The sequence below is a fragment of the Micromonospora saelicesensis genome (genome assembly GCF_900091575.1).
Taxonomy (GTDB): Bacteria; Actinomycetota; Actinomycetes; order Mycobacteriales; family Micromonosporaceae; genus Micromonospora; species Micromonospora saelicesensis.
This window is the reverse complement of sequence record NZ_FMCR01000002.1, coordinates 162,704-176,292: the sequence shown is the minus strand read 5'-3', so window position 1 is coordinate 176,292 and position 13,589 is coordinate 162,704. Positions and strand designations below refer to the sequence as shown.

Annotated in this window: 16 protein-coding genes; 5 read left to right on the top strand and 11 right to left on the bottom strand. The window is 68.6% G+C overall.

Annotated features, from left to right (window positions below; all coding sequences use genetic code 11):
- Positions 1-25: 25 nt before the first annotated feature.
- Positions 26-487 carry a peroxiredoxin gene (locus GA0070561_RS08715; RefSeq protein WP_279616353.1) on the bottom strand — a complete coding sequence of 154 codons (462 nt, stop codon included), beginning with the start codon at positions 485-487 and terminating at the stop codon, positions 26-28.
- Positions 488-532: 45 nt separating this feature from the next.
- Positions 533-1,366 carry a patatin-like phospholipase family protein gene (locus tag GA0070561_RS08710; RefSeq protein ID WP_091398053.1) on the bottom strand — a complete coding sequence of 278 codons (834 nt, stop codon included), beginning with the start codon at positions 1,364-1,366 and terminating at the stop codon, positions 533-535.
- An 88-nt stretch (positions 1,367-1,454) separates the two neighbouring features.
- Here GA0070561_RS08710 and GA0070561_RS08705 point away from each other — a divergent pair, with 88 nt between their 5' ends.
- Entirely contained in the window at positions 1,455-2,183 is a 729-nt protein-coding gene (locus GA0070561_RS08705; RefSeq protein ID WP_091398050.1) for an SDR family oxidoreductase, read from the top strand.
- 63 nt (positions 2,184-2,246) lie between these two features.
- Here GA0070561_RS08705 and GA0070561_RS34505 read toward each other — a convergent pair whose 3' ends face one another.
- From GA0070561_RS34505 to GA0070561_RS08685, 5 genes are all read right to left on the bottom strand, one after another.
- Positions 2,247-2,372: an MFS transporter small subunit gene (locus GA0070561_RS34505; RefSeq protein ID WP_256442137.1), complete on the bottom strand. Its 126-nt coding sequence runs from the start codon at positions 2,370-2,372 to the stop codon at positions 2,247-2,249.
- On the bottom strand, positions 2,369-3,799 hold the full coding sequence (locus tag GA0070561_RS08700) for an OFA family MFS transporter (protein WP_091398047.1): 1,431 nt from the start codon (positions 3,797-3,799) through the stop codon (positions 2,369-2,371). The genes GA0070561_RS34505 and GA0070561_RS08700 overlap by 4 nt, the downstream gene beginning before the upstream one ends.
- 133 nt (positions 3,800-3,932) lie before the next feature.
- Complete coding sequence (locus GA0070561_RS08695) at positions 3,933-4,184, bottom strand: flavin reductase (RefSeq protein ID WP_091398043.1); 252 nt, start codon at positions 4,182-4,184, stop codon at positions 3,933-3,935.
- Between the two features lie 18 nt (positions 4,185-4,202).
- Positions 4,203-4,895, bottom strand: coding sequence for an SDR family NAD(P)-dependent oxidoreductase (locus GA0070561_RS08690; protein WP_091398041.1), 693 nt, complete (start codon positions 4,893-4,895; stop codon positions 4,203-4,205).
- Positions 4,892-5,623, bottom strand: coding sequence for a class I SAM-dependent methyltransferase (locus GA0070561_RS08685; protein ID WP_091398037.1), 732 nt, complete (start codon positions 5,621-5,623; stop codon positions 4,892-4,894). Before GA0070561_RS08685 ends, GA0070561_RS08690 begins: the two co-directional genes overlap by 4 nt.
- A 96-nt stretch (positions 5,624-5,719) precedes the next feature.
- Here GA0070561_RS08685 and GA0070561_RS08680 point away from each other — a divergent pair, with 96 nt between their 5' ends.
- Positions 5,720-6,256 carry a DUF6817 domain-containing protein gene (locus GA0070561_RS08680; RefSeq protein ID WP_091400058.1) on the top strand — a complete coding sequence of 179 codons (537 nt, stop codon included), beginning with the start codon at positions 5,720-5,722 and terminating at the stop codon, positions 6,254-6,256.
- 43 nt (positions 6,257-6,299) lie between these two features.
- Here GA0070561_RS08680 and GA0070561_RS08675 read toward each other — a convergent pair whose 3' ends face one another.
- Both GA0070561_RS08675 and zwf read right to left on the bottom strand, forming a co-directional pair.
- Complete coding sequence (locus GA0070561_RS08675) at positions 6,300-6,728, bottom strand: GNAT family N-acetyltransferase (protein WP_091398034.1); 429 nt, start codon at positions 6,726-6,728, stop codon at positions 6,300-6,302.
- Positions 6,729-6,863: 135 nt separating this feature from the next.
- Entirely contained in the window at positions 6,864-8,243 is a 1,380-nt protein-coding gene (gene zwf, locus GA0070561_RS08670) for a glucose-6-phosphate dehydrogenase (RefSeq protein ID WP_091398030.1), read from the bottom strand.
- A gap of 213 nt (positions 8,244-8,456) precedes the next feature.
- On the opposite strand from zwf, the gene GA0070561_RS08665 reads away from it, so the two are divergent.
- Positions 8,457-10,055, top strand: a complete 1,599-nt coding sequence (locus tag GA0070561_RS08665) for a beta-N-acetylhexosaminidase (RefSeq protein WP_244166124.1) — start codon at positions 8,457-8,459, stop codon at positions 10,053-10,055.
- A gap of 61 nt (positions 10,056-10,116) precedes the next feature.
- Here the strand turns inward: GA0070561_RS08665 and GA0070561_RS08660 are convergent, their stop codons facing one another.
- Positions 10,117-10,968 carry a PhzF family phenazine biosynthesis protein gene (locus GA0070561_RS08660; protein WP_244166189.1) on the bottom strand — a complete coding sequence of 284 codons (852 nt, stop codon included), beginning with the start codon at positions 10,966-10,968 and terminating at the stop codon, positions 10,117-10,119.
- Between the two features lie 195 nt (positions 10,969-11,163).
- On the opposite strand from GA0070561_RS08660, the gene GA0070561_RS08655 reads away from it, so the two are divergent.
- Positions 11,164-11,946, top strand: a complete 783-nt coding sequence (locus GA0070561_RS08655) for an alpha/beta fold hydrolase (protein ID WP_091398022.1) — start codon at positions 11,164-11,166, stop codon at positions 11,944-11,946.
- 268 nt (positions 11,947-12,214) lie between these two features.
- A complete protein-coding gene (locus GA0070561_RS32985) occupies positions 12,215-13,258 on the top strand; it encodes a hypothetical protein (protein WP_141710337.1) in 1,044 nt (347 codons plus the stop codon).
- A gap of 29 nt (positions 13,259-13,287) precedes the next feature.
- Here the strand turns inward: GA0070561_RS32985 and GA0070561_RS33535 are convergent, their stop codons facing one another.
- On the bottom strand, positions 13,288-13,446 hold the full coding sequence (locus GA0070561_RS33535; protein WP_167362361.1) for a hypothetical protein: 159 nt from the start codon (positions 13,444-13,446) through the stop codon (positions 13,288-13,290).
- Positions 13,447-13,589 lie beyond the last annotated feature (143 nt).

The following is a 13,589-nucleotide window of genomic DNA, read 5'->3' as shown; positions in this document are numbered from 1 at the left end:
CCCGCCGCACGGGGCTCACGCCCGCTCAGCCGCCCAGCGCCCGCAGCGCCCGGTCCGCGTGCTCGTTCATGCTGACCTCGCTGTGGATCACCTCGATGACCCGCCGGTCGGTGCCGATCACGAACGTCATGCGCTTCATGCTCAACGGTCCCAACGGCACCCGCCGCTTGACCCCGAACTGCTGCGCCACCGCGCCGTCGGCGTCCGACAGCAGCGGATAGTCGAAGCCGTGCAGCTTCGAGAACTCGGCCTGCTTCGCCACCGGGTCGCGGCTGATGCCCACCCGCGTCGCGCCCAGCGCGGTGAACTCCGCCGCGAGGTCGCGGAAGTGGCAGCTCTCCGCCGTGCACCCCCGGGTCATCGCCGCCGGGTAGAAGAACAGCACCACCGGCCCGGCCGCCAGGAACTCCGACAGCCGCCGTGGCGTGCCCGTCTCATCCGGCAGCTCGAAATCCTGCACCTCGTCGCCGACACCCACACCCGCCACCGCGCACCTCCGTCGTCTGATCGACCGCGCGGTGAGCGTAAGCGATCACTCCCAGATCGCCGCCACCTCGTCGGCCACCACGTCGGCCTGGGCCCGCCCGGCCCGCGCCGCTCCCGCCCGCCGCGCCGGGTCCAGCACGTTGCGGCCGATCGCCGTACGTGCCGCCGCGTCCGGGGTCAGCACCACCACCCGCGACCCGGCCACCCGCAACGCGTCCACCTGCGCCGACAGCCGTGGCATCGGCCCGAACGCCGCCGACGTCGGCGCGAGCACCAGCACCCTGCGAGCGCCCGCCGCCAGGTCCGCGTTCACGCTCGAGCGCATCCCCCCGTCGACGAAACGGCGCGCACCGATCGTCACCGGCGGCCACACCCCGGGCACCGCGCAACTCGCCCCCACCGCGTCCACCAGGGACACCCCACTGTCACTGTCGAACACCACGAACTCACCGGACGACGCGTCCACCGCCGTGATCAGCAGCCGCCGCTGCGGCCACTCCCGGTCCGGCAGACGGGCCTCGATCACCACGCGCCGCGACGCCTCCGACTGGGTACGCGCCGCCACCGCCATCGCCCCGATCCGGGCCCGCGAGCGCACCGCGTCCCGGGTCCGACCACCGGCCCAGATCAGCCGCGCCAGCGTCGCGAAGCCCAACCGTGCCGCCAGCTCACTCGACGGCGGCGCCAACTGCTCGGCGTAGAAACGCTCCACCGGCAACCCGGAGCACACCTGGGCGCCGACCAACGAACCCGCCGACGTGCCCACCACCAGGTCAGCCTCGGTGACCGGCACACCCCGCTCGACCAACCCGGCCAGCAGCCCCAACTCCCAGGCCACCCCGGTCACCCCGCCACCGCCGAGCACCAACGCCCGCTGCATGTGACTCTCCTCTCGACGACCGATCCGCGCCGGTCACGGTAGCGTCGGCACGACCATCGCGCAGCCGTCAGACCCGCCAGGAGGCACCGTGGCACCCGTCACCGTCATCACCGGCGGCGGCCGGGGCATCGGCGCGGCCACCGCCCGTCGGCTCGCCGCCGCCGGTCACCACGTCGCCCTGTGCTACCGCCGCGACGAGGCCGCCGCCACCGCCGTCCTGGCCGACCTGCGGGCCGCCGGCGCGCAGGCCATCGCGGTACGCGCCGACACCACCGACCCCGAGCAGGTGCACGCCCTGTTCGACGCGGCCGCTCAACTCGGCCCGCTCACCGGCCTGGTCAACAACGCCGGCGTCACCAGCCTGATCGGGCCGTTCACCGAACTGCGCGTCGAGGACCTGCGCCGGGTCGTCGACGTCAACCTCGTCGGCTACGTCCTCTGCGCCCAGCAGGCAGCCCGCCGGCTCACCGACGGCGGGGCGATCGTCAACGTCTCGTCGGCGGCCGCGACCCTGGGCAGCCCGGGGGAGTACGTGCACTACGCCGCCGTGAAGGCCGCCACCGACACCCTCACCGTCGGCCTGGCCAAGGAACTCGCCCCGAAGGGCATCCGGGTCAACGCCGTGGCCCCCGGCATCGTGCGCACCGACATCCACGCCGACTCCGGAGTGCCCGACCGCGCCGACTCGGCCGTCGGTCGCATCCCGCTGGGCCGCGCCGGCGAACCCGACGAGATCGCCGCCGCCATCGCCTGGCTGCTCGGCCCGGACGCCTCGTACGCCACCGGGACCGTGCTGCGCGTCTCCGGCGGTCTCTGACCACGCCTTCACCCGGTCGGAGACCGCCGGGCGTTCACGTGGTCGGAGACCGCCGGATCCGGCTCAGTGGGTGAACAGCTTCGCCGCGGTCACGACGGTCTGGGCGACCCCGTAGCCGAGCAGCGCCGCCACCACCAACCAGGAGATCCACAACCGGGCCTGCTGCCCGGGTCGGCTGTCCTCACTCATCGCGTACCACTCCTCTGCGTCGTCGTGTCCTCGTCCACGTCCCGATCCTGATGTGCGTCCTGCTCCGCCGCCGGTTCGTGGTAGCGCTGCGGCACCGGCCGCACCAGAAGGTTCGCCAGGAAGCCCACGGCCAGCACCCCCACCATCGTGAACAGCGCCGGCCGGTACGCCGCGGCGGTCAGCGAGCCCGGCTCGCCCTGCGCGTCGAGGAATCCGTTGACGATCAGCGGACCGGCGATCCCCGCCGCCGACCACGCGGTCAGCAGCCGACCGTGGATCGCGCCGACCTGGAAGGTGCCGAACAGGTCCCGCAGGTACGCCGGCACTGTCGCGAAGCCACCGCCGTAGAACGACAGGATCACGCAGGCCAACAGCACGAACAGGGCCGTCGAGGTCTGCCCGACGAGTGCCAGCAGCGCGTAGAGCACCATGCCGACACCCAGGTACACCAGGTAGATCGGTTTACGGCCGATGACGTCCGAGGTGGACGACCACACGAACCGGCCGGCCATGTTGAACAGCGACAGCAGACCCACGAACCCGCCGGCCGCCGCGACGGTCACCGCCGAGGTGCCGTTGTCCCGGAAGAAGTCCTGGATCATCGGGCTGGCCTGCTCCAGGATGCCGATGCCCGCGGTCACGTTGCAGAACAGCACCACCCACAGCAGCCAGAACGAGCGGGTCTTCACCGCGTTCGCCGCCGACACGTTCGCCGTGGTGACCAGCGGCTTCGCCGCCACGCTCGCCGGGTCGAAGCCGGCCGGCCGCCAGTCCTGCGCCGGCACCCGCACGTTCGCCACCCCGAACATCATGATCACGAAGTAGCCCAGGCCGAGCGTCACGAACAGCCACACCAGGGCACTGCCCGACGCCGTCGACCCCGCGTTGGCCGGGTCGTAACCGGCGTCGTAGAACGACAACAGTTGCCGCGACAGGGGAGAGGCGACCATCGCCCCACCACCGAACCCCATGATCGCCAACCCGGTGGCCAGCCCCGGCCGGTCCGGGAACCACTTGATCAGCGTGGAGACGGGGGAGATGTAACCGATGCCGAGCCCGATGCCGCCGAGCAGCCCGTAGCCCAGATACAGCAGCCACAGCTGCTTGGTGGCGATGCCCAGCGAGCCCACCAGGAAACCCGCCGCCCAGAAACAGGCCGAGACGAACATGGCCTTACGCGGTCCGTTCGCCTCCACCCAGGTCCCGGCGACCGCGGCGGACAACCCCAGCATCACGATCGCGATGCTGAAGATCACCCCGATCGCCGTCTGGCTGGTGTCGAAGTGGGCGATCAGGGAGTTCTTGTAGACGCTCGTCGCGTAGACCTGACCGATGCAGAGGTGGATGGCCAACGCCGCCGGGGGGATGAGCCACCGGCTGTAGCCGGGTGGCGCGACGGTGTGCCGACGATCGAGTGCGGAAAGCATGCGCTGCTTCCTCTCCGATGAGGACGTGAGACGTCCTCCACATGCCCACACCACGCCTCGACGGCAAACCTCGCCAGCGCCGGACGGTCGATGCCGTGAGCTGAGCGGTCAGTCAGCCCTCGGGTTCGAGGACCTACCGGGCGGACGCCCAGCCGGTGAATCGCTCGACCATGTCAGCCGACGCGACGCCGTCGGGCACCTCGGCGTTGAGGTGCGCCACCGCCTCGTCCCGCAGCGTCGCCAGACAGATCAGCAGCGCCGTTCGATCCTCGCGGTACTCGGCCAGGAGGTTCAGCTTCGCCGCCGAACACGGCCAGGCGATGCCGCACGCCTGACACCGCCATGTCGGCCGGGTGGGCAGGTGCGCGAGCCGCTGGCGGGTCACCGACCAACCCAAGCGCTGCTACCAGCGAAGATCAGGACCGTCTAAGGAGAGATAGCGCGGCGAGGCGGTGTCGGTGCTGTCCAGCAGTCGCCCAAGCCGGCTGGCTGCCTCCCAAGGTGCCGTGGCCGCGCCGGCCCCTCCCATTGCCGTGGTGAGGCTGCCCGGGTGGACGGCCCAACACCGGACGCGACCGGCAAGTTCCTGGGCCAGTGCAATGGTCAGCATGTTCTGGGCTGATTTGGAGACGCGGTATGCGTAGCTGGTCCGGCGATCGGCGAAGTCGCCCGCGGCCTGGGCTGTCAGCGAGCCAAGTCGAGACGACACGTTGATGATCAGAGGCGTAGGTGCGGCCAGCAGCATTGGCAGCAGGGCTTGGGCCATGCGTAGCGGACCCACTACGTTGACGTCGACGGCGTCCAGAATCGTCGTTGGGTCAACGCTGTCCAATGGTCGGGCCGGGGCACCGATGCCAGCGTTGTTGACCAACGCGTGCACCGGCCGGGCGCCGATCGCAGCTAGTAGCCGGTCACTTACTGGTCCCCGGACGTCCTGCATAACCGGTTCGACGCGGTCTCGTCTGATGGCCGCGGCGGCGTTCTCGGTCCGGATACAGGCTACGACGTTCCAGCCTTCATCGGCGAGGTATGCGGTGAGGGCCGCGCCGAGTCCTCGACTAGCGCCAGTGATTACCGCAAGCCGGCCAGAATTCACCGCAGCACCAGCAGATCGAGGACGTCAACGACCGGGCCGGGCTGGCTTCGTGCGGCATGGTTCAAGCGGGCAACGCCCGCCGTGTACGCCTCGTCGCTGATTAGCTGCAACGGAGTATGTGCTTCGCGCCGGAGTCTGGCAGCGGCCTCAGCGACGGAGGGGGCGGTCATCTGCGGGACCGGCTCGCACCCCGCGGTGGTGAAGCCGACGGCGGCAAACGCCGCCTCGACGGCGGGAATGCTCGGGTAGCGGTCGAGTACGGCGACAGCCTCCGGGAACCAGCGGAACAGACTGATCCCCTCATGCCGAGCGGCGAACGCGGACCGGATCAGCACCGGCGCGCCCGGCTTCAACACCCGCCGGATCTCCCGTGCGGCGGCCCCGAGGTCGGGCAGGTGGTGAATCACGGTGGAGAGCCAGACGCCGTCGAGGCTCGCGTCCGCCAGCGGAATGTCGTCGGCGGTGCCGGCCACGACTGGCTGGAACACCGCGCGTTCCCGCATCGCCGGTGAGGGGTCGACAGCGACGACGTCAACGTCGGGCCACCACGCGCGGAACGCCCGCGCCCAGCTGCCGGTGCCGCATCCAAGGTCGAGCAGGCGCATACCCGCACGGGGCTCGAAGTATCGGCCGATCGCCGCGCGCCAGGTGGCCAGGTCGTCGTCGCGCAGATGCCGGGTCGCCTCGAACGCCGTTGCGTCCACGGTGTTGTACGCGATCAGAGCCATGCGCTGACCCAACCCTGCCGACCTCGCCGCGACAAGAGGATGTGCACCTATTCACATGGGCCACTCTCTCCGGTTGATCCGCCTAGGGTCATGTTCATGACCTCGGATGACGCGGCACGGGCCTTCCTGCGAGAGCACGGGGCGGAATCGATCGAGCATCCCGGCGGAACTCTCTACTCCCACCTGTGCCGCGTAGAACAGCGTTTAACGGCGTGTGGTGCCGCCGCGCACGTACGGCTGGCCGGTCTCACCCACGCTGCCTACAGCACCGACGGCTTCGATCTGGCGTTGATCTCCTGGACTGACCGGCAACGGCTCCAGGCCGTGATCGGTCCGGAAGCCGAGGAACTGGTGTATTTGTACGGGGCATGTGACCGCAACCGCACCTGGCCGGACCTGGTCGGCACCTCGGTCGTGCACGACCGCTTCACCGGGCAGGAATGGCTCCTTGGGCCTGACGGCATCGGGCCGTTCGTGGATCTAAGCATCGTGAACGAACTCGATGTCATCGAGCAGAATCCGGGACTGCTCGTCAAACACGGCGATTACTTCCGCGACCTCTTCGCTCGGTGGGCGTCCGCGACGTCGCCCGAGGTGGCCGCCGAGGTCCGGCTCCTGATCGGTTCGCGTTAGTAACCGCGAAGAGCGCGTGGACCGGCCGGGCCCCGCTCTTGCGCTACGGCGTGGTCGGGGTGCTGATCGGCTTTGAACACAGCACGTCTGGAAGCGGCAGGTATCCCAGCGTCTGCCAGAACTGCAGTGCGTCCACGTTGTCCGGCATGACCAGCAGGTTCGCCCTCGGGCAACCCAGGGCAGCGAAACGGTTCTCCAGCTCGCCGATCAGGCGGCGGGCGATGCCCCGCCGGCGATGTGCCGGATCGACCGCCAACCGCAGGATCCATCCTCGCCGGCCGTCGAAGGTGCCAAGTACCACTCCCGCCACGATATCGTCGTGCTCGGCCAGCAGAAACAGGTGCGGATCGCGCACCAGCTTGGCCGCCAGCTCCGCGCGAGGCAGAACATCGCGGCCCGCCGACTTCCACACCTTGGTGACGTCGGCGTAATCCGGCCAAGCGAACTGTCGTATGTGAATCACAGCGTTCATCCTTGCCATAATCGGCGAGAAAGCGGTGGGTCAGTGACATGGCTCGCATCGCTTACGCCAGTGACGACACAACATAGATCAACTGCTTGGCGATTCTTGGTCTGAAAACTACGGGCGGCGCCGTGAGCAGCGCCGCTACCGCAGGTCCGGGGTGTGCCAGCCGCCGGCCAACGCGTCGGCGTCCACCGGACCCCAACTGCCCTTCTCGTACGACTGCACCGCCGCCGGCAGATCCAGGATCGGCTCGACGATGCGCCACTCCTGCTCGATCGTCTCGGCACGCGCGAAGCGCAGGTGCTGCCCGTCCATCGCATCGTCGAGCAGCCGCTCGTACGCCTCCTGCCGGCGACCGAAAGCCGCGCCGAAGTCGACGGACAGATCCACCGGACGGCTCGCCACCTCAGCACCCGGGCTCTTCGCCTGGATCGACATCGTGATGCCGTCACCGCGCCCGAGGCGGAAACGCAGCAGGTTCGCGGCCCTCGCCGTACCCCGCTCGGCGGGGATCAGCGAGCGCTGCGGCTGCTTGAACTCGACCACGACCTCCGTCGCCGTCCCCGGCAGGGACTTACCGGTGCGCAGGTAGAACGGCACGCCCGCCCAACGCGGGGAGTCGACGGTCAACCGGGTCGCCACGAACGTCTCCGTGTTCGAAGCCGCCGCCACGCCGGGCTCGTCGCGGTAGCCGGCGTACTGCCCCCGGACGGTGGACTCCGGCGACAGCGGCGCGATCTGCCGCAGCACCGCGGCCTCCGCCTCCCGGAACGCCGCGGTGTCCTCGCTGTCCGGCGCCTCCATCGCGATGAGCGCCACGACCTGCAGGATGTGGTTCTGCAGCACGTCCCGGGTCGCGCCCACGGTGTCGTAGAAGCCAGCCCGGCCCTGGGTACCGAAGCCTTCGGCGAGGGTCACCTGGATGTTGTCGATGTGCTCGTTGTTCCACAGCGGCTCGAACAGCCGGTTGGCGAACCGGAAGGCGTAGAGACCCTCGACGGCTTCCTTGCCGAGGTAGTGGTCGATGCGGAACACCCGCTCCGGCGCGAAGGCCGCGCCCAGGGTGCGATCCAGCTCGCGGGAGGACTCCAGGTCACGCCCGAAGGGCTTCTCCACGATCACGCGACCCCGGTCGGCCAGACCCACGGCCGCCAGGCCCTCGACGACGGAGCCGAACACCGCCGGAGGGATCGCCAGGTAGAAGACCGGCCGCTCGGCGTCGCGCAGCCGCTCAGCCAGCCGCTGGTACGTCGTCGGGTCCGCGTAGTTGCCGGAGATCATCGAAAGGTTGTCCGCCAGCCGATCGAAGGTCTCGTCGTCGATCTCGTCATTGGCCTCGTTGACCGACTTGCGGGCCATGGTGACCAGTTGCTGATCATCCCAGGGGGAGCGGGCCACGCCGATCACCGGAACGTCGAGGCGGTCGCGCCGGGTCAACTCGTACAGCGCCGGAAACAGCTTCTTCGAGACGAGGTCTCCCGTGACGCCGAACAGCACTACCGCGTCTGAGCGCACGTGCATGACACTTCCCATTCGATCATCCGAACCTGATCTTCCGAACGGACAACGGCACGACCCACTCCAGGAATTCCCCAGCGTGCGGCGTACGTGAGGTCGGCGACAACACTGTCTCGACGAGGCCTTATGTTAAGGAAGGTTTACAGTACAGGCGAAACGCCGGTAGCCTGCGAATCTAATCGACGAAGGTCGATCATGATGAGGCCTGGAGGTACCGTGCGTCGCCGACACACCACCACACGGCTGCTGGCCATAGCCGCACTCGCGCTACCAGTCATCCTGCCCGCAACGCCCGCCGCCGCCACGACACCCACCGCACCAGCCCGACACCTCAGCGACGTCATCCCCGCACCGGTCGAGACCCACCCCGACGCGCACAACACATTCCGGATCACCCCCCTGACCGTCATCCGCACCACCCCCGGCTCAGCCGCCGCCTGGCACGTCGGGCACCAACTCGCCACCACACTGCGCCCCGCCACCGGCCACCCCCTGCCGGTCCTGCCCGTACGCTCCACCCCGCTACCCGAGATCGCCCTGCTCATCGGCGGCGCTGACGACCGCATCGGCCAACAGGGCTACCAACTCGACGTCACCCGCCGCGGCGTCACCATCCGCGCCAACACCCCCGCCGGACTGTTCGCCGGCACCCAGACCCTGCGCCAACTGCTCCCCGCCGAGATCGAGGCACCCGAGCGGCAGCGGACCACCTGGACAGTCCCCGGCGGACGAATCATCGACTACCCACGCTTCGCCTACCGGGGCGCGATGCTCGACCTCGCACGCCACTTCCACACCGTCGACGACATCACCGCCTACGTGGACCTGCTCAGCCAGTACAAAATCAACTACCTGCACCTGCACCTGACCGACGACCAGGGCTGGCGCATCCAGATCGACTCCTGGCCCCGCCTCACCACAGTCGGCGGCGGACCCGGCACCGGAGTCGACGGCGTCGGCCCCGGATACCTCACCAAGGCCGACTACAAGGCCGTCGTCGCCTACGCCGCCGCACGACACATCACGATCATTCCCGAGATCGACATGCCAGGGCACACCAACGCCGCCCAGTCGACGTACCCCGAACTCAACTGCGACGGCGTCGCACCGCCCCCGCGCACCGACATCGCGGTCGGCTACAGCTCCCTCTGCATCAACGACGAACTCACCTACCGCTTCGTCGAGGACGTCATCCGCGAACTCGCCGCCATCACCCCCGGACCCTTCCTGCACATCGGCGGCGACGAAGCCCACGCCACCACCGACGAGGACTACCGCACCTTCATGAACCGGGTCCTGCCCCTGGTCGCGAAGTACGGCAAGCGCGCCTCCGGATGGAACGAGATCACCCAGGCCGACCTGCCCACCGACGCCGTCGCCCAGTTCTGGGGCACCGGCACCACCAACGCCAGCCTCGCCGCGGCCGCCGCCCGCGGCAACAAGATCATCATGTCGCCGGCCAACAAGGCCTACCTGGACATGAAGTACGACGCCAACACCCGCCTCGGCCTGCGCTGGGCCGGCCTGATCGAGGTGTCCGACGCCTACGGCTGGGACCCCGCCGCCCGGGTCACCGGCGTCGGCGAGAACGCCATCCTCGGCGTCGAGGCCCCACTGTGGTCCGAGACGCTGCGCACCCTCGACGACATCGAATACATGGCCTTCCCCCGCCTACCCGCGATCGCCGAACTTGGCTGGTCCACCACCGCCAGCCACGACTGGGAATCGTTCCGGACCCGGCTGGGGGAGCAGGCACCCCGCTGGCGACTGCAACAGGTCGACTTCTACCCGTCCCCGCAGGTGCCCTGGATCTGACCCGTACCTCTGGCACCCGCTGTTCGTGGGCACCGGCCGACCCGGCCGGTGCCCACGACCGTCAGCGACCGCAGACGTCGTCCAACGCGTTCAGCGGCGGGTCGAGATCCGGCGCCTCCACCTCGGTGGCCTTCGGGCCGCTCACCGGATGCGACGCCGTACGGACCACCATCGCGGCGGCCCCCACCAGGACTCGCGGTCCGGTGGGACCCGGGCGGACAGAGGCGGTGATGGTCGCCGGCTCACCGAGGACGTCGCCCATGTCAACGGCCAACTCGGTGCAGCCGCTACCCGCCATGCGGGCGGCCAGACAAGCCGTGCTGTTCACATTGGCGACGTCCTCAGGAACCCCAATCGACGGCGCGAACATCCGCGCCACCACACCACCAGAGCGGGTGGGCGCCGAAAAGACGTAGCAGCCCAGCAACCCCAACTGATCACACACGGCGCGCAGGCGGTCCAGATGCGGGCCGAGGGCCACGACGGCACCAGGCGTACGAACCGGCACCAGTATCCGCGCCCGCCCCAACGAGGCCACACACGCCCCGGCAAGCAGATCACCCGCAGCGACACCGAGAGCGTCGACGACGAGGTCAGTCTCGACCGAGGTCGCGTCCCGTACGGCCACCGGACCCGGGTCGAAGGCGGCACGGAGCTGGTCACCGTCGCGGACCGCACGACCAACGAACGTCCGCCCCGACACGCGCAGCCTGAACTCGTGCTCACCACCGCGACGACGCCCGGCGAGAAACGCCACCGCCGCCACCGTCCCATGCCCACACGCAGGCAGTTCCCCCTCGGCGGTGAAGAACCGCAGGTCCACAGGCTCGTCGCCCACGACTGGCCCCACGAACACGGCATGCGAGGTGCCCATCCGGACCGGCACCCGGCTGCGCTCGGCGTCGCTCAACACATGACGCGGTGCGGGGGAGAAGTACTCATCGACGACAGACGTTGGACTGCCCCCACGCCCGTCCCGAAGGCACGCGGTGACGATGGTGACGACAACCGAGTCACCGGAAGCAGCCACCGTCGATGTGTCCTCACCGCACCCCACGACTCCGCCACCCCTCAATCAGAGGAACCGTCTCTCACTAGCATCTCCACCATGAACCTGGCAGCCGATCAGTCAGCGGAAACCGGACCACCAGTGGTGTGCCTACCGATGTTCAGCATGACCCGGGCCGCCATGGCCGCCGCCTTCCGACCCGCCTTCGCCAGCGCGGACCTGCGAGAGGTCTACCTGGACCTGCCCGGCCACGGAGACACCCCCGCGAACTGCCCGGCCACGTCCCAGGCCGTACTGGACACCGTCTGCGCATGGATCGACCACCACCTCGACACGCCAGTCCTGCTCGCGGGTGGCTCCTACGGCGCCTACCTGGCCACCGGCATCGCCCGCCAACGACCCGACCTCGTCCGCGGCCTGCTCCTGATCTGTCCCGGCGTCACCATCGCCCGGCACAGTCGGAACCTGCCCGACGAACCACCACTCGAAGCACCCACGGGCTGGCTCGACGCCGCTCCCGCCGCCCTGCACGCACACCTCGACGCCGCCCTGGGCCACCGCACCCCGGCTGTCGTCGCGACGGTGCTCGCGGCACTGAACTCCGGCGGCCCCGGAGACCCGACCTTCCAACAGGAGTTGCAGAACGGTCCCGGCTACGCGCTACCCGACGAGAACGCCGAGGTCGTCTACGACGGCCCGGTCAGCGTGATCACCGGCCGACAGGACCGGATCGTCGGCTACGCCGACCAGTTCCGCGCCATGCGCCACTATCCGCGTGGCACCTACACCATGATCGACGCGGCAGGGCACTACCTGCCGTACGAACAACCCACCCTGCTGCGCGCGCTCACCCAGGACTGGTTGCGCCGTACGCACACCTGACACCCCGAGCTGGGGGAGCGACCTCGCCCGCGGCCACACCGCGCTCGCGCTTGGGGATAAATCAACGCCAGTGAGACACGTCTAAGGTTCCTGCGCTACATCAGACATGCGATCTGCTCCAGCGCAAAGTGAAGTCGAATGCCGTTGTTCCGCTACGCTGACCAGTTGCGTGACATCCCTGCGCCGGCGAAGCGCTCGCCTTTGCCGGTCCGGCAGGGCCTTGGCGCAACAGGGCGCACGTCGTATCGAGCTGACCGGCGGTGGCGGAATGACCGAGCGAGTTAACAAGCTCAGGGCAGAGACCTTCGCAATTCCCGCCGGTGGGGGAAGCAGCTTGAAGTGGCGATCGTTCTTCGTCATGGCATGTGTTGCCACCATCGGGCTGTGGGTGGCATCCAGTGAGTATCTCTCAGTCCTAGGCGGCTGGATCAGGCGGGACAACACAGACGACACCTTCTTGTGGCCCTTTGCCCTTGGTTGGTGGGAGAGGATTGGGAAAGCATTGCAATTCCTGGCCGGGATGACCATCGTTCTCGATCTCATCGACCCGGCCAAGCTCCGCAACGCCGCACTCGGAGCCTTGGACCATCTTCGCTCTCTCCGAGCGGCTCGGGGAGAAAATCAATTCATGGCCCATATTGACGAGGTGCGACGACTGACCTTCTACCGGTTCGTGAGCCGCTATAACGGCACACCGGACGGGTATCTGAGTTATATGGGCTATCATGTTCCTTCGCCCACTTGGGAGGCCGGAGTACCGGAGGCTCCCTTCACTCACGATGACTACTTACTTGCACACGAGCGCTTCGCCGAAGAGCGTCGAGCGCACTGTGGGCACCGCCGCAAACACAGGCAGGCCTGCCGTAAACAGAAAAACTTCCTCTCGACGTTAGTGAACGAACTGATCGACCAGGCACTGTCGCCTGAACAGCGATCTCAGCTCGAGAAGACTGAGCGAATCAACCCACATCAACGGGTGCGCGCCGGGTTCAGCCTATTGGCAACGGTGGCGTTCCTTGCTGCATTCGTTTGGTTCAGCAGCCAGGTTCGTGCTTCCAGTGGAATTTGGTCGGTCGGTTATTTGGCGGGCCTGCTGGCGATGTTTGCCCTGTGGCTGAACGTCACCCTCAACGACGTCATAGCGAGCCGTCTTATGAGAGGGGCAAGAATCTTGGCCAAGTACGGCGTCATCGCGGCGAGTGCCCCACTCTTGGCGGACCTCTTGGACGCCAGCCGGCCTGGCCACCGACTGCGCTGGATAGGATTCGTCTTGTTCGTGACCGGTTTCCACTTCGACTTGCTGGCCACGTGAGACCGCCGACAGATCGGCACTCGGCGACTTCAGGGCGTCCAGGCCAGCTGGGCGAATACAAGAAACTCGGCCGCAGCGTACAGCGCAGCGCGCCCGGCGAGGCCCGTCGGCGCGGCGACGCTCGCGATCAGTGCCGCACGGTTCGACAGCGTGGCGCGGCCAAGGCCCCAGCCGACCGCGCCCGCCATGGCCACCGTCCCTCACGTCAGTAATGCTGGGGAGCAGGGGCGGAGATCCGCGACAACGAATGCGGAGGCGGCACCGCCCAGGCCTTGCCGGGTGGGAGGATCCGAGGTGTGGAGGATCGCGCGACGACCGAGCGGGCCGGCCC

Excerpts from the sequence above, each read along its gene's own strand:
- GA0070561_RS08710 (WP_091398053.1), bottom strand. The coding sequence starts at position 1,366 with ATGCAGCGGGCGTTGGTGCTCGGCGGTGGCGGGGTGACCGGGGTGGCC.
- GA0070561_RS34505 (WP_256442137.1), bottom strand. The coding sequence starts at position 2,372 with ATGAGTGAGGACAGCCGACCCGGGCAGCAGGCCCGGTTGTGGATCTCC.
- GA0070561_RS08700 (WP_091398047.1), bottom strand. The coding sequence starts at position 3,799 with ATGCTTTCCGCACTCGATCGTCGGCACACCGTCGCGCCACCCGGCTAC.
- GA0070561_RS08685 (WP_091398037.1), bottom strand. The coding sequence starts at position 5,623 with ATGGCTCTGATCGCGTACAACACCGTGGACGCAACGGCGTTCGAGGCG.
- GA0070561_RS08680 (WP_091400058.1), top strand. The coding sequence starts at position 5,720 with ATGACCTCGGATGACGCGGCACGGGCCTTCCTGCGAGAGCACGGGGCG.
- GA0070561_RS08675 (WP_091398034.1), bottom strand. The coding sequence starts at position 6,728 with ATGAACGCTGTGATTCACATACGACAGTTCGCTTGGCCGGATTACGCC.
- zwf (WP_091398030.1), bottom strand. The coding sequence starts at position 8,243 with ATGCACGTGCGCTCAGACGCGGTAGTGCTGTTCGGCGTCACGGGAGAC.
- GA0070561_RS08655 (WP_091398022.1), top strand. The coding sequence starts at position 11,164 with ATGAACCTGGCAGCCGATCAGTCAGCGGAAACCGGACCACCAGTGGTG.
- GA0070561_RS32985 (WP_141710337.1), top strand. The coding sequence starts at position 12,215 with ATGACCGAGCGAGTTAACAAGCTCAGGGCAGAGACCTTCGCAATTCCC.
- GA0070561_RS33535 (WP_167362361.1), bottom strand. The coding sequence starts at position 13,446 with ATGGCGGGCGCGGTCGGCTGGGGCCTTGGCCGCGCCACGCTGTCGAAC.